21 protein-coding genes are annotated in these 21,996 nt (G+C 67.4%); 14 read left to right on the forward strand and 7 right to left on the reverse strand.

Annotated elements, in window-relative coordinates; all coding sequences use genetic code 11:
- Nucleotides 1-133: 133 nt before the first annotated feature.
- Nucleotides 134-2,356 carry a DUF1631 family protein gene (locus ACCQ05_RS16875; RefSeq protein WP_372391635.1) on the reverse strand — a complete coding sequence of 741 codons (2,223 nt, stop codon included), beginning with the start codon at nucleotides 2,354-2,356 and terminating at the stop codon, nucleotides 134-136.
- A 262-nt stretch (nucleotides 2,357-2,618) separates the two neighbouring features.
- On the opposite strand from ACCQ05_RS16875, the gene ACCQ05_RS16880 reads away from it, so the two are divergent.
- From ACCQ05_RS16880 to ACCQ05_RS16895, 4 genes are read left to right on the forward strand one after another with little or no spacing between them, the layout of a single operon-like run.
- A complete protein-coding gene (locus tag ACCQ05_RS16880) occupies nucleotides 2,619-3,194 on the forward strand; it encodes a nitroreductase family protein (RefSeq protein ID WP_104539876.1) in 576 nt (191 codons plus the stop codon).
- Complete coding sequence (locus ACCQ05_RS16885) at nucleotides 3,191-4,177, forward strand: 5'-3' exonuclease (RefSeq protein ID WP_228962218.1); 987 nt, start codon at nucleotides 3,191-3,193, stop codon at nucleotides 4,175-4,177. Before ACCQ05_RS16880 ends, ACCQ05_RS16885 begins: the two co-directional genes overlap by 4 nt.
- Nucleotides 4,174-4,725, forward strand: coding sequence for an NUDIX hydrolase (locus ACCQ05_RS16890; protein WP_372391637.1), 552 nt, complete (start codon nucleotides 4,174-4,176; stop codon nucleotides 4,723-4,725). The genes ACCQ05_RS16885 and ACCQ05_RS16890 overlap by 4 nt, the downstream gene beginning before the upstream one ends.
- Complete coding sequence (locus ACCQ05_RS16895) at nucleotides 4,718-5,503, forward strand: N-formylglutamate amidohydrolase (protein ID WP_372391640.1); 786 nt, start codon at nucleotides 4,718-4,720, stop codon at nucleotides 5,501-5,503. Before ACCQ05_RS16890 ends, ACCQ05_RS16895 begins: the two co-directional genes overlap by 8 nt.
- A gap of 199 nt (nucleotides 5,504-5,702) precedes the next feature.
- On the opposite strand, the gene pip is transcribed toward ACCQ05_RS16895, so the two are convergent.
- Both pip and prmC read right to left on the reverse strand, forming a co-directional pair.
- Nucleotides 5,703-6,644 carry a prolyl aminopeptidase gene (gene pip, locus ACCQ05_RS16900; RefSeq protein ID WP_372391643.1) on the reverse strand — a complete coding sequence of 314 codons (942 nt, stop codon included), beginning with the start codon at nucleotides 6,642-6,644 and terminating at the stop codon, nucleotides 5,703-5,705.
- A 121-nt stretch (nucleotides 6,645-6,765) separates the two neighbouring features.
- Nucleotides 6,766-7,617 (reverse strand): peptide chain release factor N(5)-glutamine methyltransferase, encoded by an 852-nt coding sequence (prmC, locus tag ACCQ05_RS16905; RefSeq protein WP_372391645.1) that lies wholly within the window; start codon nucleotides 7,615-7,617, stop codon nucleotides 6,766-6,768.
- Nucleotides 7,618-7,820: 203 nt separating this feature from the next.
- Between prmC and ahpC the strand changes: the two genes are divergently transcribed.
- The 6 genes from ahpC (at nucleotide 7,821) to ACCQ05_RS16935 (ending at nucleotide 14,065) form a co-directional block, all read left to right on the forward strand.
- Nucleotides 7,821-8,384, forward strand: coding sequence for an alkyl hydroperoxide reductase subunit C (gene ahpC / locus ACCQ05_RS16910; RefSeq protein ID WP_064508604.1), 564 nt, complete (start codon nucleotides 7,821-7,823; stop codon nucleotides 8,382-8,384).
- Between the two features lie 189 nt (nucleotides 8,385-8,573).
- The gene (ahpF, locus tag ACCQ05_RS16915; RefSeq protein WP_104544286.1) at nucleotides 8,574-10,166 is read left to right on the forward strand and encodes an alkyl hydroperoxide reductase subunit F; all 1,593 of its coding nucleotides are present in this window, start codon (nucleotides 8,574-8,576) and stop codon (nucleotides 10,164-10,166) included.
- Between the two features lie 88 nt (nucleotides 10,167-10,254).
- Nucleotides 10,255-11,196, forward strand: a complete 942-nt coding sequence (locus ACCQ05_RS16920; RefSeq protein ID WP_372391649.1) for a LysR substrate-binding domain-containing protein — start codon at nucleotides 10,255-10,257, stop codon at nucleotides 11,194-11,196.
- Nucleotides 11,197-11,623: 427 nt separating this feature from the next.
- Complete coding sequence (gene rnk / locus ACCQ05_RS16925; RefSeq protein WP_104544282.1) at nucleotides 11,624-12,064, forward strand: nucleoside diphosphate kinase regulator; 441 nt, start codon at nucleotides 11,624-11,626, stop codon at nucleotides 12,062-12,064.
- Between the two features lie 51 nt (nucleotides 12,065-12,115).
- Complete coding sequence (gene tal / locus ACCQ05_RS16930) at nucleotides 12,116-13,084, forward strand: transaldolase (RefSeq protein WP_372391651.1); 969 nt, start codon at nucleotides 12,116-12,118, stop codon at nucleotides 13,082-13,084.
- 411 nt (nucleotides 13,085-13,495) lie between these two features.
- Nucleotides 13,496-14,065, forward strand: a complete 570-nt coding sequence (locus tag ACCQ05_RS16935) for a type 1 glutamine amidotransferase family protein (RefSeq protein ID WP_372391653.1) — start codon at nucleotides 13,496-13,498, stop codon at nucleotides 14,063-14,065.
- Nucleotides 14,066-14,313: 248 nt separating this feature from the next.
- Here ACCQ05_RS16935 and msrA read toward each other — a convergent pair whose 3' ends face one another.
- Together msrA and ACCQ05_RS16945 are read right to left on the reverse strand one after the other, a co-directional pair.
- Nucleotides 14,314-14,964: a peptide-methionine (S)-S-oxide reductase MsrA gene (gene msrA / locus ACCQ05_RS16940; protein WP_372391655.1), complete on the reverse strand. Its 651-nt coding sequence runs from the start codon at nucleotides 14,962-14,964 to the stop codon at nucleotides 14,314-14,316.
- Between the two features lie 97 nt (nucleotides 14,965-15,061).
- Nucleotides 15,062-15,577: an SgcJ/EcaC family oxidoreductase gene (locus ACCQ05_RS16945; RefSeq protein ID WP_372391656.1), complete on the reverse strand. Its 516-nt coding sequence runs from the start codon at nucleotides 15,575-15,577 to the stop codon at nucleotides 15,062-15,064.
- A 126-nt stretch (nucleotides 15,578-15,703) separates the two neighbouring features.
- On the opposite strand from ACCQ05_RS16945, the gene ACCQ05_RS16950 reads away from it, so the two are divergent.
- Genes ACCQ05_RS16950 through ACCQ05_RS16960 form a run of 3 tightly spaced genes read left to right on the forward strand, consistent with a single transcriptional unit; the run spans nucleotide 15,704 to nucleotide 18,779 of the window.
- Nucleotides 15,704-16,411 (forward strand): helix-turn-helix transcriptional regulator, encoded by a 708-nt coding sequence (locus ACCQ05_RS16950; protein WP_372391657.1) that lies wholly within the window; start codon nucleotides 15,704-15,706, stop codon nucleotides 16,409-16,411.
- The gene (locus ACCQ05_RS16955) at nucleotides 16,408-18,318 is read left to right on the forward strand and encodes a hybrid sensor histidine kinase/response regulator (RefSeq protein WP_372391658.1); all 1,911 of its coding nucleotides are present in this window, start codon (nucleotides 16,408-16,410) and stop codon (nucleotides 18,316-18,318) included. The genes ACCQ05_RS16950 and ACCQ05_RS16955 overlap by 4 nt, the downstream gene beginning before the upstream one ends.
- Nucleotides 18,315-18,779: a response regulator gene (locus tag ACCQ05_RS16960; RefSeq protein WP_372391659.1), complete on the forward strand. Its 465-nt coding sequence runs from the start codon at nucleotides 18,315-18,317 to the stop codon at nucleotides 18,777-18,779. Before ACCQ05_RS16955 ends, ACCQ05_RS16960 begins: the two co-directional genes overlap by 4 nt.
- 105 nt (nucleotides 18,780-18,884) lie before the next feature.
- Here the strand turns inward: ACCQ05_RS16960 and ACCQ05_RS16965 are convergent, their stop codons facing one another.
- Nucleotides 18,885-19,115 (reverse strand): putative signal transducing protein, encoded by a 231-nt coding sequence (locus ACCQ05_RS16965; protein ID WP_228964605.1) that lies wholly within the window; start codon nucleotides 19,113-19,115, stop codon nucleotides 18,885-18,887.
- Nucleotides 19,115-19,756, reverse strand: coding sequence for a glutathione S-transferase family protein (locus ACCQ05_RS16970; RefSeq protein ID WP_372391660.1), 642 nt, complete (start codon nucleotides 19,754-19,756; stop codon nucleotides 19,115-19,117). The genes ACCQ05_RS16965 and ACCQ05_RS16970 overlap by 1 nt, the downstream gene beginning before the upstream one ends.
- Nucleotides 19,757-20,034: 278 nt before the next feature.
- On the opposite strand from ACCQ05_RS16970, the gene ACCQ05_RS16975 reads away from it, so the two are divergent.
- Complete coding sequence (locus tag ACCQ05_RS16975) at nucleotides 20,035-21,774, forward strand: glutamine--tRNA ligase/YqeY domain fusion protein (protein WP_372391661.1); 1,740 nt, start codon at nucleotides 20,035-20,037, stop codon at nucleotides 21,772-21,774.
- Nucleotides 21,775-21,996 lie beyond the last annotated feature (222 nt).

The raw sequence follows: 21,996 nt of genomic DNA on the forward strand, positions 1-21,996 counted from the left end.
GCTTCGCTCGTTTGTTAAGTGTGACGCAGCTCTCACTTTACTCGTGACTGCCCAGGGTTCGCCGATCGAGCCACCATCCTAGCTCGCAACGGCATGGTGGAGCCTGCCGCTGATCGTGATTGGCCTGCGAGGGTTAAGCCTTCAGCGTGGCAGGCGCGTCCAGCGCGTCGACCACGCCCTGCATCGCGCTGTAGAAGGCGTCTTCCTCGCGATGCAGGCGCAGCCGGTCCAGCCAGACCATCATCGCCAGCTCTTCTGGCGAGGACACGCACAACCGCCCGCCGCGCCGGTTGACGAACATCAGCCGGCCGGAAATCGGGCTGATCCATGACAGCTTGCCCGGCTGCACCCGTCCCTCGCGATCGACGAAATCCAGGCTGGTGCCGATCGCCATGGTGCGGAAGAACTCGGCAGTGATGCGGTCGAATTCCACCTGCGCGCCGGCGTCGAGCATCGGCGTCAGCGGCTCGGCGACCGGATCGACCGGGCTGGGCGCCAGGCTCAGCGCGGTCAGCGTGGGCGCCTGTCGGTCCGCGACGTCGGCAGCCGGCATCGGCGCCAGCGCACGCCGCAATTCCTGCAACGCCTGCTCGGCCTCCCGCGGTCCCAGGCCGGCCAGCGCGAAGGCCTGCAGCAAGGGCGCCTGCTGCGCCTCCAGCACCGCCGCATCGCGGGCGGGCGTCAGCTGGGCCAGTACGCTATCGCCAAGCGCGATGGCGGCGTCCACTGCCGGGCCTGCGCCGTCGGCGCGCAAGGCGGCCTGCTGCACGCTCGGGTGCCACACGCGTCTGAGAAACTGCTCCACCACCGGCGGCAACGGTCCACGCGCCAGGCGCTCGGCCAGCGCCTGGGCCGCACAGCGGCGGGCGCGCTCGCGGCGCTCCTCGGCGCGCTGCAGTTCGTTTGCGCGGCGTTCGGCGATCTCCACGCGGCGCCGATACTGCTCGTAGCTGGCGCCGAACTCGGCCTCCAGCGCCAGAAAAAGCGCCGGATGCTCGTCGAACTCGCGCACGATGCTGGCCACGGCCGCATCCACCTGCGCCAGCAGGGCCTGTTCGGCCGCGGTCTCGCCGCCGTTGCCATCGCAGGCGTCGACCAACAGGTTGAGCAGGCGCCGCGCCGGATGGCCGTCGCGCACGAACAGATGGCCGTCGAGCATCGCCAGCTTGGCCATCGGCACCAGCAACTGGCCGAGCGTGCTGCGTTGGGTGTCCGACAGCTGGCTCTGCACCAGGATCGCCTCGAACAACAGCGCGATCAGATCCAGCGCATCGGCATCGCTGGGGTCAAGGCCGGTGCTGGCCGGGTCCACGCCGAGCGAGGCCGCCGCGCGCATGAGGTGCTCGCGCAGCGCGCGCGGCAGCCCTTGCCGCGCCTCGTCGATGCTGTCGAATCCGGCCCGCGGCATGGTCTGCAGCAACGACAGCGCCGACACCACCTCGCGCGGCGACAACCGCCGCTGCACGGCCGGCGGGCCAGTCTCCGGCTCGCGCTGGCGGCGCGCCTGCAAGCGCTGGTGCAGCCCGGCCGGCAAGACCTCGCGACCGCTGCGCAGATGCACGTCGATGACCTCGACCCCGACCAGCGCGCCCTGCCCGCCCGACCAATCGGCAAAGAAGCGTGCCATCCAGTCCGGCGTGTCGGCCGCATCCTCGCCACAGTGCAGGCCCTGGCGCGGGATGCCGCTGCGGCGCTGCCGCGCCAGCGGCAACTCGCGCAGGCGCGCGACCTGCGCCAGTGCCTGCTCAAGCTCGGCATAGCGCTGGCCCACGCGCGGCATCAGCTGCTGTTCGCATACCTTGAGCACCGCCAGGTGCACCTTGGCCGTCAGCGTCACGCCCTGGAACGCCTCGTACAGCGCAACGCCCAGATGCTCCGGACCGAACGGGTTGCTGTCGCCATCGATGCGCAGCCCGCCGGCGATGAAGCCGAGATAGCGGTTGAGCCGCATCAGCTCCGGCCGCCACTGATGCTGCAGCGCGCCGGCCAGATTGCGCACCGCCAGCCGCACCTCCAGATCGTGCTCGGGCAACAGGGTCAGCCCGGCAGCGCCGCGTGCCAGGGTGCGCTCGGCCGACAGCGGGCGCCCGGATTCCAGCCCCTGCCAGGCCTTGGCCAGATGCCCACGGAACCGTGCGGTGATCGGCTCGCGCTGCTGCCGCAAGGCCTGGATCGCCTCCATGAAATCGTTCTGGCCCGCGCCGGCATCGGCGGCCAGCGCGAACAAGGCCTGCGCCAACGCGTCCTGGACGTCGATGAAGGCATCGGCCAGCGGCACCAGCACGATGTCGCGCACCTGATCGAGCAGTTGCGCGTTGCGGCTGGGCAACGGGTCGGTGGAAACGAACTGGGTCATCGGACGACGCACGCAACGAGCACGAGGAAAGGCGGACACCCTGCACCACGCGGGGTCAGGTGGATGCGAACGGCGCGCAGGGATCGCAGTGTACGTGCGCCGCTACCGGTTGCGCGCCATGCCCTTGCCTGCGGCAGCGGCGCGGCCGCTGCGCCACGCACCTGCAATCACGACCGCCGGGGCATCCGGCGCGTCGTCGCAATGAGGCGGGCGTTGTGCAGCGCCTGTCTATAATCGGCGCATTCCCCCAGAACACCTACCTATGCACGCACCGTATTCGCTTCAGGCGCTGGATGCGCGTCGCTCGGTCCCCTCCAAGCAGTTGGGCGAACCCGGCCCGGATGAAGACACCCTGCTGCGCATGCTGACCTCGGCGGTGCGCGTGCCCGACCACGGCAAGCTGGTGCCGTTCCGGTTCCTGCGCATCCAGGGCGATGCACGCCAGGCGCTGGGCGATTTCCTCGCCGAGCGCACCCAGGCCGCCGATCCGTTGGCGCCGCCGGCGGCGGTGGAAAAAGACCGCAACCGCTTCAACGATGCACCAGTGGTGATCGTGGTGATCGCCACGCTGCAGCCGGACCACAAGGTGCCCGAGCAGGAGCAGCTGCTCACTGCCGGCTGCGTGTGTTTTGCGCTGCTGCAGGCCGCACAGGCGTATGGGTTCGGCGCGCAATGGCTGACCGCGTGGATGGCCTACGACCCGGCCGTGGGCGGCTATCTGGGCCTGCAGGAACACGAACGCATCGCCGGTTTCATCCATATCGGCACGCCGCGCCTGCAGGTGCCCGAACGCGAGCGCCCGGACCCGCGCACCCTGCTGCGCGACTGGACCCCATGAGCACGCTGCCCGGCGCCATTGCAGCGGCGCTGCCGGGCGGCCCGCGGCCGGAGCCGCTGTATCTGGTGGATGCCAGCCTGTACGTGTTTCGCGCCTGGCATTCGATTCCGGATGAATTCCAGGACGCGCAGGGCTGGCCGACCAACGCCGTGCACGGGTTCGCACGCTTCCTGCTGGACCTGCTCGAACGCGAGCATCCGCAGTACATCGCCATCGCCTTCGACGAGGCGCTGGACAGCTGCTTCCGGCATGCGATCTACCCCGCCTACAAGGGCAACCGCGAACCGGCGCCGGACGCATTGCGGCGCCAGTTCGCCCATTGCAAGGCGCTGTGCGCGGCGCTGGGGCTGAGCGTGCTGGCCCATCGCCACTACGAGGCCGACGATCTGATCGGCAGCGCCCTGCACAGCGTGCGCGGGCATGGCCTGCGCGGCATCATCGTCTCGGCCGACAAGGACCTGTCGCAGCTGTTGTTCGAACACGACGAGCAATGGGATTACGCGCGCAATCTGCGCTGGGGCATGGACGGGGTGAAGGCGCGCCACGGCGTGCATGCGCACCAGATCGCCGATTACCTGGCGCTGTGCGGCGATGCGATCGACAACATTCCCGGCGTCACCGGCATCGGCGCCAAATCGGCAGCGGTGCTGCTGGCGCATTTCGGCAGCCTGGATGCGCTGCTGGAGCGTATCGACGAGATCCCGTTCCTGCGCCTGCGCGGCGCCGCGCAAATGGCAGCGCGGCTGCGCGAACAGCGCGAACATGCGCTGCTGTGGCGCCAGCTCACCACCATCGCGCTGGATGCGCCGCTGGACCTCACCGCCACCGGTTTCACGCGTGCACCGGCCGATACCGACATGCTGACCGGGCTGTGCGACAGCCTGCGCTTCGGCCCGCTCACGCGCCGGCGGCTGCTGGCCGCCTGCACGGCTGCCACGCCGCCACTTCCCCCCGCATCCCTGTCCCAAGGCCCGACCCCATGAACCGACACGACACGCCGCCCACCGTGGTTTACGAAGGCAAATACCAGCGCATGGTGGTGCGTGGCACCTGGGAATATTCCGAGCGCGTGCATGCCGGCGGCCTGGCCGCGATCATCGTGGCGGTGACCCCGGACGATGCAATGCTGTTCGTCGAGCAATTCCGCGTGCCGCTGCAGGCGCGCACCATCGAAATGCCGGCCGGGCTGGTGGGCGACGTGCATGCCGGCGAGTCGATCGAACTGTCGGCCATCCGCGAGCTGGAAGAAGAGACCGGCTGGACCGCCGACAACGCCGAAGTGCTGATGATCGGCCCCACCTCGGCTGGCGCAAGCAGCGAGAAGATCGCCTTCGTGCGCGCCACCGGGCTGCGCAAGGTCGGCGCCGGCGGTGGCGATGCCAGCGAGGACATCACCGTGCACGAAATCCCGCGCGCGCAGGTCGGCGCCTGGCTGGTGCAGAAGATGGCCGAGGGCTACCAGATGGACCCCAAGCTATGGGCCGGCCTGTATCTGGTCGATCACGCACTGGATGGCACCCCGCGTGGTTGATGCAGCAATCGAGCCATTGCTCGGCGCCGGGGATCCGGCGCCGTTCACCGTGCACAACGCGCAGGCCGCATCGCCCTGGCTGTTGATTGCCGACCATGCCGGCCAGCGCGTGCCGGCACGGCTGACCAATCTGGGCCTGCCGCAGTTCGAGCTGGACCGCCATATCGGCTGGGATATCGGCATTGCGCAGGTTACCCGCCTGCTGGCCGAGGCACTGGATGCGATCGCCATCACCCAGACCTATTCGCGGCTGGTGATCGACTGCAACCGGCCCGATGGCGCGGCCAGCCGGATGCCGGAACGCAGCGACGGCACCACCGTTCCCGGCAATCTGCAGCTGACCCCGGCCGAGCGCCAGCAGCGCATCGATGCCATCTTCGCGCCGTATCACGACCGCATCGCCGCCGAGCTGGACGCGCGCGCCGCACGCCGGCAACCGACGCTGCTGGTGTCCATGCACAGCTTCACCCCGGTGATGGCCGGCCAGGCGCGCCCCTGGCATGCCGGCGTGCTGTACCACCGCGACACCCGGCTGGCACATCGCCTGCTGGATGCCTTGCGCGCAGAACCGGGGTTGGTGGTTGGCGACAACCAGCCGTATGCGGTCAGCGATGCCACCGACTACGCGATTCCGGTCCATGGCGAAGGCCGCGGCCTGCCGCACGTGGAACTGGAAATCCGCCAGGACCTGATTGCCGATACCGCCGGGCAAACGGCGTGGGCGCAGCGATTGGCGCGCCTGCTGCCGCCGCTGGCTGAGGATCTGCCGCCGCGGTGACCGTCCTGCGACACGCGACGACGAACAACACATTCCCAGGTAGGAGCGCCCCCGGGCGCGACGGGCCTTACCGACAAGGCCCGTCGCGCCCCAGAGGCGTTCCTACACAGAACGAGTCCTGCGCGAGCGACCCACCCTAAAGATCAGGCGACGCGCGGCCCGCGCAGGCAATAACCGCCCCCCGCGTGGCAGCGTGCGATCACGCAAACCCATCGGTCGCACGCACCAATGCATCGACATTTTCCGGCTCGAACGCCGAGTGCCCCGAGGCCGGGCTGATCTGCAGCTGCGCCTTGGGCCAGACCTTGTGCAGATCCCAGGCGCTTTGCAGCGGGCAGACCACGTCGTAACGGCCGTGCACGATCACGCCGGGGATGTCGGCGATGCGGTGCGCGTCGCGCAGCAACTGGCCTTCCACCTCGAAAAAGCCCTGGTTGACGAAGTAGTGGTTCTCGATGCGGGCAAAGGCCAGCGCAAAGTGCGCGTCCTCATGCCCGGTGACGAAGTCCTGGTCCACATGCAGGAAGCTGGTGGCGCCTTCCCACACGCTCCAGGCCTTGGCGGCGGCCAGTTGCGTGGCCTCGTCGTCGCTGGTCAGGCGGCGATGGAAGGCGGCGATCAGGTCGTCGCGCTCTTCGACCGGGATCGCATTGATGTAGTGCTCCCAGGCATCCGGGAACAGCCGGCTGGCGCCTTCCTGGTAGAACCATTCCAGCTCGAACCGGCGCAGCAGGAAGATCCCGCGCAGCAACAGCTCGGTCACCCGCTGCGGGTGGGTCTGCGCATAGGCCAGCGCCAGCGTCGACCCCCAGCTGCCGCCGAACACCTGCCAGCGTTCGATGCCCAGGTGCGTGCGCAGGCGTTCGATGTCGGCCACCAGATCCCAGGTGGTGTTGTCGGTGAGATCGGCATGCGGGGTGGAACGGCCCGAGCCGCGCTGATCGAACAGCACGATGCGGTACTTGGCCGGGTCGTGGAAGCGCCGCATCTTGGCGTTGCAACCGCCGCCCGGGCCGCCGTGCAGCAGCACCACCGGCTTGCCCTGCGGGTTGCCGCACTGTTCGAAATACAGCGTGTGGCGGTCGTCGACCTTCAGGCTGCCCTGCTCGTAGGGGGTGATCTCGGGATAGAGCGTGCGCATGCGTCGGTCCTGGGCGAAAACCCGTAGTGTATCGGCCGGCGGCGATGCATCGTCTGCTTCTACCGCATGGCGCGCAGCAATACATTAGGCGGCATGGGCTGCCTTGCGGTCGCCAACCGGCTCAGGCCGCGCCGTCGTCCTGCCAGCAGCCCAGGCTCACCCGGTCGCGCTGCTCCAGGTCCTGTTGCGTGGCGACCTGCACAAACCCACGCGCGCGCAGCAGCTCGGCCACCGCCTCGCCCTGATCCCAACCGTGCTCGAGCAGCAGCCATCCGCCGCTGCGCAGATGCATCGGTGCATCGGCCACGATCCGGCGGATGTCGGCCAGCCCGTCGTTGCCGGAGGCCAGCGCGCTGGCCGGCTCGTGGCGCAGATCGCCCTGCGCCAGATGCGGGTCGCCGGCGGCGATATACGGCGGGTTGCTGGCGATCAGGTCGAAGCGCTCGCCTGCCAGTGGCACGAACCAACTGCCGTGGCGGAACTGCACGTTCAATAGGCGATGACGATCGGCGTTGCGCCGCGCAATGGCGAGCGCGGCCGCACTGGCATCGGTGGCGATCAGCTGCGCCTGCGGGCGCTCGCTGGCGATGGCCAGGGCGATCGCGCCACTGCCGGTCCCCAGATCGGCCACCCGCCGGCCAGGGGCGTGGTCCAGCCGCTCCAGGGCCAACTCGACCAGTGCTTCAGTGTCCGCGCGCGGGATCAGCGTGGCCGTCGAGACCTCCAGATCCAGCGTCCAGAAGCCGCGCGAACCGGTCAGGTAGGCCACCGGCTCGCCGTCCACACGCCGCTGCACCAGGGCCTGGAACTCCGCAGCCACCGTCGCCGTCACCGGATCGCGGCCATGCGCGAACAACCAGGCGCGATCGCGGCCCAGCGCATGCAGCAACAGGGGCTCGGCATCGCCACGATTGATCCGCTGGCATGCCTGCCGCAACAGGTGCTCGGCGGAGGCGGCGGACTCATCGCTCATACGGATCATTCACTCGTGCGCAACGTCGGCCGGCCATTATCGGGGCTGGAACCGCGCGCCGCATCGGCAGATGCCATCTGCGGAATCGATAGTCACAGACTATCTATGCAATTCCAAAAATCGATTTGAGAAATCTATTGATCCTGCCTACCATGGCGCCTGTTCCATCCCCCGCCCCCCCTTTCATCGCACGAGGAAACTCAATGTCTCTCATCAACACCCAGGTCCAGCCATTCAAGGCGAATGCGTTCCACAATGGCAACTTCATCGAAGTCACCGAGGCCAGCCTGAAGGGCAAGTGGTCGGTGCTGATCTTCATGCCGGCCGCATTCACCTTCAACTGCCCGACCGAAGTGGAAGACGCCGCCGATAACTATGCCGCGTTCCAGAAGGCAGGCGCCGAGGTCTACATCGTCACCACCGATACGCATTTCTCGCACAAGGTGTGGCACGAAACCTCCCCGGCCGTGGGCAAGGCGCAGTTCCCGCTGATCGGCGACCCGACCCATAAGCTGACCCGCGCCTTCGGCGTGCACATCGAGGAAGAAGGCCTGGCCCTGCGCGGCACCTTCATCATCAACCCGGAAGGCGTGATCAAGACCCTGGAAATCCACGACAACTCCATCGCCCGCGACGTCACCGAGACGCTGCGCAAGCTGACCGCAGCGCAGTTCGTGGCCAACAATCCTGGCCAGGTCTGCCCGGCCAAGTGGAAGGAAGGCGCCAAGACCCTGGCTCCGTCGCTGGACCTGGTCGGCAAGATCTAAGCCGCCGCGCATCCCTGGCCCGATATTCCGGGCCGGGGGTGAACCGGAGCCGGTGCCGGGCTGCCCGCCCGCCATCGCCAGCACGCATCCCGACCCCGCGCCGGCTGCGGTTCATCCCTTCCTCCCCAGGCGAGCTGCGCATGCGCAGCGGCGTCACGCCCTCCCCTTGCCCATTCCCAGGAGTTTTCCATGTTGGATGCCAATCTCAAGACCCAGCTGACCGCCTACCTGGAACGGGTGACGCGCCCGATCCAGATCCACGCGTCGATCGACGACAGCCCCGGCTCGCGCGAAATGCTCGACCTGCTGGAAGACCTGGTGCTGCTGTCGGACAAGATCAGCCTGGAGGCGCATCGCGACGACGACCAGCGCAAGCCGTCGTTCGCGCTGACCACCCCGGGCCAGGACATCTCGCTGCGCTTCGCCGGCCTGCCGATGGGCCACGAGTTCACCTCGCTGGTGCTGGCGTTGCTGCAGGTGGGCGGCCACCCATCCAAGGCCACCGCCGAGTTGATCGAGCAGGTGCAGCACCTGGATGGCGACTACCAGTTTGAAACCTATTTCTCGCTGTCCTGCCAGAACTGCCCGGATGTGGTGCAGGCGCTGAACCTGGCCGCCGTGCTCAACCCGCGCATCAAGCACGTTGCCATCGATGGCGCGTGGTTCCAGGACGAGGTCGAAGCCCGCCAGATCATGTCGGTGCCCACCGTGTACTTGAACGGCGAACTGTTCGACCAGGGCCGCATGACGCTGGAGCAGATCGTCGCCAAGCTGGACACCAATGCCGCCAAGCGCGATGCCGCCAGGATCGCCGCCAAGGAGGCCTTCGACGTGCTGGTGGTCGGTGGTGGCCCGGCCGGTTCTGCAGCGGCCGTGTACGCCGCACGCAAGGGCATCCGCACCGGCGTGGCCGCCGAGCGTTTCGGTGGACAGGTGCTGGACACCATGTCGATCGAGAACTTCATCTCGGTGCCGGAAACCGAAGGCCCGAAGATGGCGGCTGCGCTGGAACAGCATGTGCGCCAGTACGAGGTGGACATCATGAACCTGCAGCGCGCCGAACAGCTGATCCCGGCCGGTACCGATGGCCTGATCGAGATCAAGCTGGCCAATGGCGCCTCGCTCAAGAGCAAGACGGTGATCCTGTCCACCGGTGCGCGCTGGAGGCAGATGAACGTGCCGGGCGAAGACCAGTACAAGAACAAGGGCGTGGCCTATTGCCCGCACTGCGACGGCCCGCTGTTCAAGGGCAAGCGCGTGGCGGTGATCGGCGGCGGCAACTCGGGCGTGGAAGCGGCGATCGATCTGGCCGGCATCGTGGCGCATGTCACGCTGGTTGAATTCGACGACAAGCTGCGCGCCGACGAAGTGCTGCAGCGCAAGCTGCGCAGCCTGCACAACGTGCGCATCATCACCAGCGCGCAGACCACCGAAGTGCTGGGCGACGGGCAGAAGGTCACCGGCCTGGTCTATACCGACCGCACCGGCGGCGACACCCAGCACATCGAGCTGGAAGGCGTGTTCGTGCAGATCGGCCTGCTGCCCAACACCGAGTTCCTGCGCGGCACGGTGGAGTTGTCGCCGCGTGGCGAGATCATCGTCGACGACCGCGGCCAGACCAATGTGCCGGGCGTGTTCGCCGCCGGCGATGCCACCACGGTGCCGTACAAGCAGATCGTGATCGCGATGGGCGAAGGTTCCAAGGCTGCCCTGAGCGCCTTCGACTACCTGATCCGCTCCAGCGCCCCGGTCAGCACGCAGGCTGTTGCCGAAGCCGCGTAAGCGCGGCGACGAACCGCCGCCCGACACCGGGCGGCGTAAGCTGTCACCACGCCGGTCTCAACCGTCACCGCAACGAGGGCTGCTGCACATGAATCTGCGTGACCTGAAGTATCTGGTCGCCCTGGCCGACCACAAGCATTTCGGCCGCGCCGCCACCGCGTGCTTTGTCAGTCAGCCCACGCTGTCCACCCAGATCAAGAAACTCGAAGACGAGCTGGGCGTGCCGCTGGTGGAGCGCGCACCGCGCAAGGTGATGCTGACGCCGGCCGGCCGCGAGGCCGCCATGCGCGCGCGCGGCATCGTTGCCGAAGTGGAGCAGATGAAGGAAGCCGCACGCCGCAGCCAGGACCCGGAAGCGGGCACCGTGCGGCTGGGCATCTTCCCCACCCTGGCGCCCTATCTGTTGCCGCATGTGGTGCCGCGCATCCGCGAACGGTTTCCGCGCCTGGAACTGCTGTTGATCGAAGAAAAAAGCGACCAGTTGATGCACCAGTTGCGCGAAGGTCGCCTGGACGCCGCGCTGCTGGCGCTGCCATTGCAGGACGATCAGCTGCATGCCGAGTTCCTGTTCGAAGAACCCTTCGTGCTGGCGGTACCGGACGGCCATCCGCTGGCGCGCCACGACAGCATGACGCTGGACGATCTGTCCGAGCAGCGTCTGTTGTTGCTGGAAGATGGTCACTGCCTGCGCGAACAGGCGCTGGATGTCTGCCATCTGGCCGGCGCGCTGGAAAAGTCGGAGTTCCAGGCCACCAGCCTGGAAACCCTGCGCCAGATGGTGGCGGCCAATGTCGGCGTGACCCTGCTGCCCTTGCTGGCGGTCAAGCCGCCGGTTGCGCGGTCGGAAAACATCCGCCTGATCCGCTTCCGCGAAGACAAGCAGCCCAGCCGCCGCATTGCGATGGCCTGGCGTCGCAGCTCCGCCATGACCGCGTTCCTGGAGCAGCTGGCGCAGTTGTTCAAGGAACTGCCGTCGGACCTGTTTGCGTTGGAACAGCCTGCGACCGGACCGAAGGCGGTGGCCGCTTAGGGATTTGGGATTCGGGATTCGGGATTCGGGATTCGGGATTCGGGATTCGGGAAAGCGCAACACGGCTGCGGTTGGTTTGTGCCGGGTTGCCGGGAATCGAAGAAGCGGCGCGGGAGCGTCGCTTTATTTTCAGCTGCAGGCAGATCGCATGCGGTAACGCGACGCAGTCTTGCTGCTGCGCTGGCCGCTCACCTTGCCGCTTTGCGGTTGCGTTCGTCGTTCGCGCCACTCGCTTGGACTTGCCATCCGGATCTGGTGGTCGATTGCGTACGGCGCCGCTCCTGCAGCGGGCTCAGCGACGATCGTCGCTGCTTGCGGCATTGCAGGCGAGCATTCTTCAGGCGCTGCATTGCGAACGATCCGGGGCGCCCTCATCTTGACCATGCTGCCTGCCATTCGGGCGGGCCGTACTCGTCAGGAGAGTGCCATGACCTCGCAACACCACAGCGGCTTGCCGCCATCCATCCTTGTCTCCAGCCACGACCTCGCCCGGCTGGAGGCCTTGCTCGATTCCCCCGCGTTCAACAAGCATCCCGCCGCCACTGCGCTGAGCGATGAATTGGGCCGCGCACGCGTGCTGCCGCCCGACCAACTTCCCGGCGATGTCGTCACCATGCACTCGCGCATCGAATGCGAAGACCAGTTGCACGGCGAACGGCATACGCTAACCCTCGTGTACCCGCAGGAGGCCGATATCCAGCAGGGCCGCATCTCGGTGCTGGCACCGGTCGGCAGCGCGCTATTGGGCCTGTCGGTCGGCCAGAGCATCGACTGGCGCACGCCGGACGGGCGCAATCTGCGCCTGCGCGTGCAGGCCGTGCACGCTCAGTCCGCCGCCGCGGGCGACTTCCAGCGCGCGGCGCGCTAACGTAGCGCGCTGCGCCATCCCCGACCCGTTCCACGATTCGAGAGAACCCGCATGACTGCATCCCCCTCCAAGCTGGCCCAACTGCGCGAGCTGTCCGTGGTGGTCGCCGACACCGGCGATTACGACGCCATCAAGCGCCTGAAGCCGGTCGACTGCACCACCAATCCCACCCTGGTCAAAAAGGCGCTGGACCTGCCGGTCTATGCCGACCTGATCGAGCGCGAGCTGGCCTGGGGCCGCGAGCATGGCGGCGACGACCGCACCGCCACCGTCCACGAGGTGGCCGACCGCCTGACCATCGGCGTAGGCGTCAAACTGGCCGAACTGGTCCCCGGGCGCGTGTCCACCGAAGTCGACGCCGATCTGGCCCACGACACCCAGGCCACCATCGCCAAGGCGCGCAAGTTCATCGCGATGTACGCCGAGCGCGGCGTGCCCAAGGACAAGATCCTGATCAAGATCGCCGCCACCTGGGAAGGGATCGAAGCCGCGCGCCAGCTGCAGCGCGAAGGCATCGACTGCAACCTGACGCTGATCTTCAACCACTCCCAGGCACTGGCCTGCGCCGAGGCCGGCGTGTTCCTGATCTCCCCGTTCGTGGGCCGTATCCTGGATTACTACGTCGCCCACGGCCAGACCCCGTCCAGCATCGATGAAGACCCGGGCGTGGTATTCGTGCGCACCGTGTACGACGCGTTCAAGCGCCGTGGGTCGTCCACCGTGGTGATGGGCGCCTCGTTCCGTTCCACCGCGCAGATCGAGGCGCTGGCCGGCTGCGACCGCCTGACCATCTCCCCGGACCTGCTGGAAAAGCTCGACGCCGAACACGGCGAGCTGCCGCGCAAGCTCTCCCCTGCGCAGGCCGACAATGCGCAGATCACCCCGATCAATGCCGACAGCTTCGCCACCGACCTGGCCGGCGATGCGATGGCCACCGAAAAGCTGGCCGGCGGCATCGAAACCTTCGCCAAGGACCTGCAGGCCCTGCGCAAGACCATCGCCGACAAGCTGGCCGGCTGATCGCCGCAGCGAACAGATGCGACCATCCACGCCCGCAGCCGATGCTGCGGGCGTTGTCGTTTTCGGAGATGCCGCGGAGATCGCACTGCGGTGTTCACGCCTGATCGGACCCGGCAGCCCGCGCATCCGATGCAGCGCCCGCACGTCGCTGCCGGTGCTTCACGCCCGTGTCCAGCGCTGACCCGTGCTGTCGCTCGAGGGAAAGCAGCTAACGGGACGGAGCTGGATCGACACTGCGCCTCGCGCCAGGTTGCCATTCGCCACGACCCCGCGTATCTCACAGGCCCCGCGTTCGAGCAGCCGAGGGAGGCCGCGATGCCCGCCGCTCCACCTGCCGGTCTCCACACCCTGCTTACAATCGCCACGCGCGCAGTGCCTAGAATCCGGATACCTCAACTGGCGTAGCGGACGATGGCAAACATTGCAGTGGTGATGGTCGACGGCGTGGCCGACTGGGAGATCGGCGTGGTGCTGCCAGCGGCGCGCGAATGGTTCGGCGACCAGGTGGCCATCGCCAGCATCGATGGCCAGCCGGTACAGTCCATCGGCGGGCTGCGGATCACGCCGGACTTCGCCCTCTCGGATCTTACGCCGCTGGAGGCGGATCTGTGGATCCTGCCCGGCAGCGAGCGTTGGCAGGCCGGCGAGATCCCGGGCCTGAGCGGCTTGCTGGTCGAACGCGTCCAACAGCAGCGCCCGGTCGCGGCGATCTGCGGCGCCACCCTCGCACTGGCCTACGCCGGCCTGCTCGACGAACGCGCCCACACCAGCAACTCGCTGGCCTTTCTGCAGGAAAACGTGGTGCCGTACGCGGGTGCCCAGCAGTTCCGGCACGAAAAAGTCGTGACCGCCGACAGCGTGATCACCGCACCCGGCACCAGCCCGGTGGGATTCGCGCTGGCCTGCATGCGTCTGCTGCATCCGGAACGCACCGATACGCTCGCGCAGCTGCGCGGCATGTTTGCCGGCGAATTCGTCTGACGCAGCCCATGCAGTCGGCGCCCCGGCGCTGCAGCGAAACGGCCAGGCCACGCTGCCGATGTCTCGACTGCAACGCCCGTTGACTGGAAAAAAAGATGGCCACGTCGTCTCCGACGTAGCCATTCAAGTTGCCTGGCATGCACTCCCATGCGCTGCCTGATCGTGATAACGCTGCCGGTCACTATTGGCCATCGGCGCGCTGCCACGATCACGTGGTTAGCAGCGTTTCAATCCGGCCCGCCTTTCCGTCAGGCATCCAGCCCGATCGGGCAGCTCACTCCCGTTCCGCCAAGCCCGCAATACCCATTGGGATGCTTGGCGAGGTATTGCTGGTGATCGTCTTCGGCGTAGTAGAACGTCGGTGCCGGGAAACGGATCTCCGTGGTGATGGCGCCATACCCCGCCGCGGTCAGCTGCTGCTGGTAGGCATCGCGGCTGGCAAGCGCCGCGTCGTATTGCTCCTGCGTCGTGCAGTAGATGGCCGAGCGGTATTGCGTGCCGACGTCGTTGCCCTGTTGCATGCCCTGGGTGGGGTCGTGGCTTTCCCAGAACGTGCGCAGCAACTGCGCAAACGGCACCGACGCTTCGTCGTACACCACCAGCACCGCTTCGGTATGCCCGGTCTGCCCGGAACACACTTCGCCATAGGTAGCATTGGGCGTCTGGCCACCGGCATAACCCACTGCCGTGGTGTACACCCCTGGCACGCTCCAGAACTTGCGTTCTGCGCCCCAGAAGCAACCCAGACCGAACTGCACCTGGGCCAGGTCAGTGAAGTCGCCACGCAACGGATGCCCATGGATCACGTGCGTGTTGTGCAGCGGTAGCGCTTGCTCGCGCCCGGGCAGTGCTTCGCCCGGACGTGGCATGCGTTGTTTGAAGGCGCCGATTCCCAGCATGGTGCAACTCCGCAATCGTAAGGATTGCCTGCTGGATGGCGCCGGCCGGAGCGGCTTTCAAGCCTTCCCGGCCGGCGCACGCCGCCTTGCACGGCACTTACTTGGTCTTGGCGACGGCCGCGCGCGTATCCACTTCCGGCATCGCCGAGCTGTGGTGATTGATGATCAGCCACTTGCCGTCGCGCTTTTCGTACACGAAGGTGTAGCGCGCCTGCACATCGCTCGTCTTGCCGTTCTTGTCGGTCAGCGTGAAGGTGTACACGCCGGCATCCACCGCGCTGTCGTCATCGAGCACGCGCACGGTGCGGTAGTTGACCACGCCCTTTGGCTTCTTGGTCAGGAACATCTCGAAGTACTTTTCGATCTGCTCGCGCGAAGCGCGCACCTCGTTGGACACCGTCGGCAGCAGCACGCCATCGGGCGCGTACAGGTCGGCCACCTTTTCCGGGTCACCCGACGCCAGGGCGGCGTTCCAGGTATCGAACAGCGCGGCGACTTCGCGCTCTTCGCCGCCGGCCGGCAACTTGGCCTTGTCGGTGTAGTGCATCACGCCGCCAGCCAGGGCCGGGGTGGCAGCCAGAGCCAGAACCAAGGAAGACAGTGTGCGACGCATGTGGAATCTCCTTGTGGATTGTTGGGGGGTGCCTCGGAGGGCGAGCCCAGTATCGACATCGAGCAGCCCCAACAATTCCGCCGACTGGCATATACTCAAATATGCTGATCGGCCTAGAGGAACCCAATGGATACCCCTATCAGTGCAGGCGATTGGCGGCAGGCCCTGCGGCGCGAGGCCTCCGACGGCGCGCGTTGGCAGGCGCTCTGGGAGGCGGCCGTGGCATTGCGCCATACGCAGACCTGCGAACAGGCCTGCGATGCGGTGCTGGGACGTGTGCTGGCGCTGCTGGGGCTGGAGCACGGCGCGGTGCTGGCGCAACGCGGCCCGCGCGTGCAGCTGCTGGCCAGCCGCGGCCTGGCCCTGCCCCCCGGCGCCAGCGCTGCAGGGGACAGCCACGAGGCGAGCTGGCTGATGCCCCCGCGGCCGGCCGATCTGCGCGAGGCCAGGGTGCCTGTCCATGCGCTGGGCACCACCCACGGCATGCTGTGCGTGGCGTGGCACGACCATCGCCCCGCCCCCGGCAACGACGACGTGCAGGCACTGCAGGCCTTCGCGTTATTGTTGCCGGCGATGGTGGCCGAACCCGCCAGGCCGATCGCCACGCGCCGGCGCAAATCACCGCAGGACGACCGCCTCAATGCGCTGAGCAAACGCGAAAAGCAGGTGCTTTCGTTGCTTCCGCGCGGGCTTACCAATGCCGGCCTCGCAGCTGAACTGGGGATTTCTCCGGGCACGGTGAAAGTGCATGTGGAGCGCATCCTGCAGAAACTTGAGGTAAAAGATCGCACCCAGGCCGCGGTGTACGCGGTTCAAGCCGGACTCGCGCTATGACTACAATGGCGGTGCGTTGGAACGATTGGCCAATCACCCGCAAGAGCCTGGCGGTGGTCACCCTGCCGTTGCTGTTGCTGGCCGTGGCACTGATGGCGATCTACAGCGTGGAGCGGCAGAACATCGCCGCCGAAAACGATGTGCGCCGCACGCTGGAAGTGCTGAGCGACCTGTACGAGGCGCATGCGCTTCTGGCCGAAACCGCGGCCGGCGTGCGCGGCTACCGGCTGGTGCGCCGCGATGAATTCCTCGCTCCGTACCGCTATGCAGAGCCGCGCCTGCAGCCGGTGGCCGACCGGCTTTCCAAGCGCATCACCGACCCAGTGCAGGCCAAGCGTTTTGCGCGCATCAAACCGTTGTTCGCCGAGAAGATGCAGGGCTGGCGTCGCCTGCTGGCGCCGGACCTGAGCCGCGAAGAGGAGATCCGCCAGCTGTGGGACGGCAAGTACAAGCTCGACATTCTGCGCGCAGAACTGCGCGAGCTGCGCGATTACGAGACGGCGCAGTTGCAAGTACGCACCGCCAAGGCGCAGGGCTTGCGGCAGCGCAATCTGATCATCACCCTGAGCGCGGCCATGCTTGGTGGCCTGGGTGCGGTCTTTGCAGTGGCCTGGTTCGCCTCGGCGCTGTCCGGGCGCCTGCGCACGCTGGCCGCCAATGCCGACCGGCTCGGCGAAGGCCTGCCGCTGGACCCGCAGCCCCGTGCCGGCGATGAACTGGGCCAGGTCGGGCAGCGCCTGGCACAGGCCAGCGAACTGCTGGCCGCCCGCGCAGCCGAAGCCCAGCTCGCGCGAAGCGAGGCGGAAACGGCCAACCGCGCCAAGACCGAATTCCTCTCACGCAGCAGCCACGAACTACGCACGCCGCTCAATGCGATCCTGGGCTACGCGCAGGTGCTGGACATGGACCTGCCCGAACCCGGGCACCGTCGCCATCTGCAGCACATTCTCGGCGCCGGCCGCCATCTGCTCGGGTTGATCACCGAACTGCTGGACATTGCGCGTATCGAGGCCGATCAGCTGGATCTGAGCCCGGAGCCGGTTGCAGTGGACGCGGCTGTGCACGAAGCGCTGGGCCTGATCGCACCGGATGCCGAAAAGCATGGCATCCACCTGCAGCCGCCGGCCATCGAGGGCGCGTGGACGGTACGCGCCGATGCCCAGCGGCTGCGTCAGGTCTTGCTCAACCTGCTGTCCAATGCCGTCAAGTTCAATCGCCCCGGCGGCCATGTGCAGGTGAGCGCGCAGGCCGATGGCGGGCAGGTGCGCATCACCGTGGCCGATCAGGGCCAGGGGCTGACACCACCGCAGATCGAGCGCCTGTTCACCCCGTTCGAGCGGCTGGGCGCCGAGCGTTCGGCGGTGGAAGGTACCGGCCTGGGGCTGGCGCTGAGCAAGAAGCTGATCGAGGCGATGGGCGGGCAGATCGGTGTGGACAGCAGCCGCGATGGCGCGCGCTTCTGGATCTCGCTGCCGCAGGGCGAGCCGCAGCGCAGCGAACCGGCGCGCACGCTGTTGCCGCCCAGTAGCAGCGGCAGCGGCGTGTGTCGCTTGCTGAGCATCGAAGACAACCCGTCCAACCAGGCCCTGATCCGCACGCTGACCGAGCGCCGCCCGCAATGGCAGCTGCTGGAGGCGGCCAGCCTGGCGCAGGCGCGCGAGCTGCTGCAGCACGGCTTGCCGGACCTGATTTTGCTGGACCTGCACCTGAGCGACGGCAACGGCGAGGAACTGTTGCGCGAGCTGCAGGCGCAACCGGCTACCGCGCAGCTGCCGGTGGTGGTGATCAGCGCCGATGCCACCCGCGCCACGCTGGCGCGGGTGGGCGACCAGGGCGTACGCGCCTACCTGACCAAACCGCTGGACGTGGCGGAATTCTTCACCGTACTCGACAGGTTGCTGGCATGACACGCGACGATATCCTCGGCTCCCGCATCCTCATCGTCGACGACGAGCCGGCCAATGTGCGGCTGCTGGAGGACCTGCTGCAGCGCGAAGGCTTCCAGCAGGTCATCGCCACCACCGACCCGCTGCGCGTGATGGGGCTGGTGTCGGCGTTCGCGCCGGATCTGATCCTGCTGGATCTGAAGATGCCGGAGCTGGACGGCTATGCATTGCTGGAACAGCTGGCGCGGCTGTCCGACCCCGGCCGCTTCCTGCCGGTGATCGTGCTCACCGCCGACCCCAGCCGTAGCGCACGTCATCGCGCCCTGGGCCTGGGTGCCAAGGACTTCCTGACCAAACCGCTGGACACCTTCGAGGTGGCGCTACGGGTGTGGAACGTGGCCGAAACCACCGTGCTGTTCAAACGCCTGCGCGCACTGGCCGCGCCAGACACCGTGCTGCCTGGATGGCGTCAGCCGGAATGATGTCTGGGCATCGCAGGAGCGCACCTGGGCGCGACGTGGCGTTTATCGGCAAGGCTTCATCGCGCCTGGGTGCACTCCTGCGACTGGCGCTGGGCAGCTTCAGCCCTACAGCGCGCGGGTGACCTGCCCGCACAGGCCGATCTCGGCCAGCACCGCCTGGGCCTGGCCCAGGTGCGCGTCGGCCACGCAGACCTGTAGCACGCCGAAGGCCGGCAATTCGCCGGCACCGCCCAGCAGCGATTCGCCGAACACGAAGGCGGTGATGCCAGCATCTTCCAGTGCATGTTTGGCCAGATGCGCATCGATGATGTGGCTGGCGCGATAGGCGATCTGCATCAGCCGCGCCCCGCGCGTTCGCGCTCTGCTCCATGGCGCCACTCGCGCAGCGCCGGCAGTGCGTCCAGCGCGGCCAGATAATCGCCGGCCGCTTCGAACAGCGGCACGCCATAGCTGGCAAAGCGCAGCGCCACCGGCGCGTACATCGCATCGACGATACCGAAGTCACCGCACAGGAAACTTCCTGCATGGCCATGCTCGGCGCGCAGGCTGGCCCACAGCGTCTGGATGCGGGTGATGTCGCGCTCGGCCGCGGCATCCCATTGCGCCGGGCCTGGCGCGCGGGCGAGATCCATCGGCAACTGGCTGCGCAAGGCGGCAAAGCCTGCATGCATCTCGGCTGCGGCCGCACGCGCCTGCGCGCACACCGCCAGATCGGCCGGCCAGCCGCGCCCGTCCAGCCAACGCTCGTTGACGTATTCGCAGATCGCCAGCGAGTCCCACACGTGCAGGGCATCGTCCCACAACACCGGCACCTTGCCGGTAGGCGAGTAGCCGACGATACGCGCCTGGAATTCGGGCGTATCGAGCGGCAGGCAGACTTCCTCGAATGGAATCCTGAAATGCCGCAACAGCAACCACGGCCGTAACGACCAGGAAGACAGGGTCTTGTCGCCGATCACCAGGCGGGGCAATGGCATGCGGGGCGCGCTCCTGACGGGGTCGGCGCAGCGTACGCGGGGCGGCCGGTTGTCGCCAGCGCCGTCAGACCGGCCACGCCCGCACGTGACCATCGCGCGATGAGGCCGGCGGCGGCGCGCAAGCGCAGGGGGATCCCTGCAACGGCGGATTCTCCGGCGCACCCGGAGATGCTCGGGACTCGCCCGATCAGGCTTGCCGCCCCATCCCCGGGCCGGCCGCCTACCCCTAACCGGTGCCACCGCCTAAACTTGCGGTTTACCTATTGCCGATGCCCCGCATGTCCGAGATCCCAGTCACCGACGCCACCGCCCCGGCGGAGAAGAAAGACTTCATCCGCCAGATCGTTCGCGAGGACCTGGCCAGCGGCAAGCACACGGTCATCCGCACGCGCTTTCCGCCCGAGCCCAACGGCTACCTGCACATTGGCCACGCCAAGGCGATCTGCCTGGACTTCGGCCTGGCAGCCGAGTTCGGCGGGCTGTGCAACCTGCGCCTGGACGACACCAACCCGGCCAAGGAAGACCCCGAGTTCGTGGTCGCCATCCAGGACGACGTGCGCTGGCTGGGCTATGAGTGGGCGCAGCTGCGCCATGCCTCGGACTACTTCGAGGTGTATTACCTGGCCGCGGAAAAACTGATCCGCGACGGCCATGCCTTCGTCTGCGACCTCTCTGCCGAGCAGGTGCGCGAGTACCGCGGCACGCTCACCGAACCGGGCCGCAACTCGCCGTACCGCGAGCGCAGCGTGGACGAAAACCTGGACCTGTTCCGGCGCATGCGCGCGGGCGAGTTCCCCGATGGCGCACGCACGCTACGCGCCAGGATCGACATGGCCAGCGGCAACATCAACCTGCGCGACCCGGCGCTGTACCGCATCAAGCATGTGGAGCACCAGAACACCGGCAACGCCTGGCCGATCTACCCGATGTACGACTTCGCCCATTCGCTGGGCGATGCGGTGGAAGGCATCACCCACTCGTTGTGCACGCTGGAATTCGAAGACCATCGCCCGTTGTACGACTGGTGCGTGGACAAGGTGGACCTGGCCGGTCACCCGGAACTGCTGCAGCCATTGCTGGACAAGGGCCTGCCGCGCGAAGCCGCCAAGCCGCGCCAGATCGAGTTTTCGCGCCTGAACATCAACTACACGGTGATGAGCAAGCGCAAGCTCACCGCGCTGGTGGAAGAACGGCTGGTGGACGGCTGGGACGACCCGCGCATGTACACGCTGCAGGGCCTGCGCCGCCGCGGCTACACGCCGGAGGCGATGCGGCTGTTCGTGGATCGCGTAGGCATCAGCAAGCAGAACTCGCTGATCGATTTCTCGGTGCTGGAAGGCTGCCTGCGCGAGGATCTGGATGCCGCCGCGGCGCGCCGCATGGCGGTGATCGAGCCGCTCAAGCTGGTGCTGACCAACCTGCCGGACGGCCACACCGAGACGTTGCAGTTTTCCAACCACCCCAAGGACGAGAGCTTCGGCACGCGCGAGGTGCCGTTCGCACGCGAGCTGTGGATCGAGCGCGAGGATTTCGCCGAAGTTCCGCCCAAGGGCTGGAAGCGTCTGGTGCCGGGCGGCGAAGTCCGTCTGCGCGGCGCCGGCATTGCGCGCGTGGATGAGGTCATCAAGGACGCTGACGGGCAGATCGTCGAACTGCGCGGCTGGCTGGATCCGGAATCGCGTCCGGGCATGGAGGGCGCCAACCGCAAGGTCAAGGGCACCATCCATTGGGTCAGCGCCGCGCATGCGGTGGAAGCGGAAATCCGCCTCTACGACCGCCTGTTCTCGGTGGAAAAGCCCGACGACGAATCCGAAGGCAAGACCTACCGCGACTATCTCAACCCCGCGTCCAAGCGCAGCGTGCGCGGCTATGTGGAGCCGTCTGCCGCGCAGGCTGCGCCGGAACAGGCGTTCCAGTTCGAGCGCACCGGCTATTTCGTCGCCGACCGCCGTGACCACAGCGCAGCAACGCCGGTGTTCAACCGCAGTGTGACCTTGCGCGACACCTGGGCCACGTAGTGCCCAAGGATGCAGCGGCCGCGTCCACCGCACGGTGTGGCGTGGCCGGTATGTCAAATGTTTCGATGGCGCAGGATGGCTCGCCCGCTGCGTGCACGCTCGTATCGATGGCGGCGTCGAGTTCCGGCCCGCCTGCGCAGCCATGATCGCCCTATGGTCGTGAGGCCTGCACTGCTGCAGCGCCGGCACTGCATGTCCACCTGCCAAGCTTGCTCATCCCGC

Source organism: Xanthomonas sp. NCPPB 3582 (assembly GCF_041475735.2).
GTDB classification, from domain to species: domain Bacteria; phylum Pseudomonadota; class Gammaproteobacteria; order Xanthomonadales; family Xanthomonadaceae; genus Xanthomonas; species Xanthomonas codiaei.

Excerpts from the sequence above, each read along its gene's own strand:
- prmC (WP_372391645.1), bottom strand. The coding sequence starts at position 7,617 with ATGAGCGATGAGTCCGCCGCCTCCGCCGAGCACCTGTTGCGGCAGGCA.
- ACCQ05_RS16935 (WP_372391653.1), top strand. The coding sequence starts at position 13,496 with ATGGCAAACATTGCAGTGGTGATGGTCGACGGCGTGGCCGACTGGGAG.
- pip (WP_372391643.1), bottom strand. The coding sequence starts at position 6,644 with ATGCGCACGCTCTATCCCGAGATCACCCCCTACGAGCAGGGCAGCCTG.
- ACCQ05_RS16945 (WP_372391656.1), bottom strand. The coding sequence starts at position 15,577 with ATGCGTCGCACACTGTCTTCCTTGGTTCTGGCTCTGGCTGCCACCCCG.
- tal (WP_372391651.1), top strand. The coding sequence starts at position 12,116 with ATGACTGCATCCCCCTCCAAGCTGGCCCAACTGCGCGAGCTGTCCGTG.
- ACCQ05_RS16880 (WP_104539876.1), top strand. The coding sequence starts at position 2,619 with ATGCACGCACCGTATTCGCTTCAGGCGCTGGATGCGCGTCGCTCGGTC.
- rnk (WP_104544282.1), top strand. The coding sequence starts at position 11,624 with ATGACCTCGCAACACCACAGCGGCTTGCCGCCATCCATCCTTGTCTCC.
- ACCQ05_RS16885 (WP_228962218.1), top strand. The coding sequence starts at position 3,191 with ATGAGCACGCTGCCCGGCGCCATTGCAGCGGCGCTGCCGGGCGGCCCG.
- ACCQ05_RS16950 (WP_372391657.1), top strand. The coding sequence starts at position 15,704 with ATGGATACCCCTATCAGTGCAGGCGATTGGCGGCAGGCCCTGCGGCGC.
- ACCQ05_RS16965 (WP_228964605.1), bottom strand. The coding sequence starts at position 19,115 with ATGCAGATCGCCTATCGCGCCAGCCACATCATCGATGCGCATCTGGCC.
- ahpF (WP_104544286.1), top strand. The coding sequence starts at position 8,574 with ATGTTGGATGCCAATCTCAAGACCCAGCTGACCGCCTACCTGGAACGG.
- ACCQ05_RS16920 (WP_372391649.1), top strand. The coding sequence starts at position 10,255 with ATGAATCTGCGTGACCTGAAGTATCTGGTCGCCCTGGCCGACCACAAG.
- ahpC (WP_064508604.1), top strand. The coding sequence starts at position 7,821 with ATGTCTCTCATCAACACCCAGGTCCAGCCATTCAAGGCGAATGCGTTC.
- ACCQ05_RS16960 (WP_372391659.1), top strand. The coding sequence starts at position 18,315 with ATGACACGCGACGATATCCTCGGCTCCCGCATCCTCATCGTCGACGAC.
- msrA (WP_372391655.1), bottom strand. The coding sequence starts at position 14,964 with ATGCTGGGAATCGGCGCCTTCAAACAACGCATGCCACGTCCGGGCGAA.
- ACCQ05_RS16970 (WP_372391660.1), bottom strand. The coding sequence starts at position 19,756 with ATGCCATTGCCCCGCCTGGTGATCGGCGACAAGACCCTGTCTTCCTGG.
- ACCQ05_RS16875 (WP_372391635.1), bottom strand. The coding sequence starts at position 2,356 with ATGACCCAGTTCGTTTCCACCGACCCGTTGCCCAGCCGCAACGCGCAA.
- ACCQ05_RS16975 (WP_372391661.1), top strand. The coding sequence starts at position 20,035 with ATGTCCGAGATCCCAGTCACCGACGCCACCGCCCCGGCGGAGAAGAAA.
- ACCQ05_RS16955 (WP_372391658.1), top strand. The coding sequence starts at position 16,408 with ATGACTACAATGGCGGTGCGTTGGAACGATTGGCCAATCACCCGCAAG.
- ACCQ05_RS16890 (WP_372391637.1), top strand. The coding sequence starts at position 4,174 with ATGAACCGACACGACACGCCGCCCACCGTGGTTTACGAAGGCAAATAC.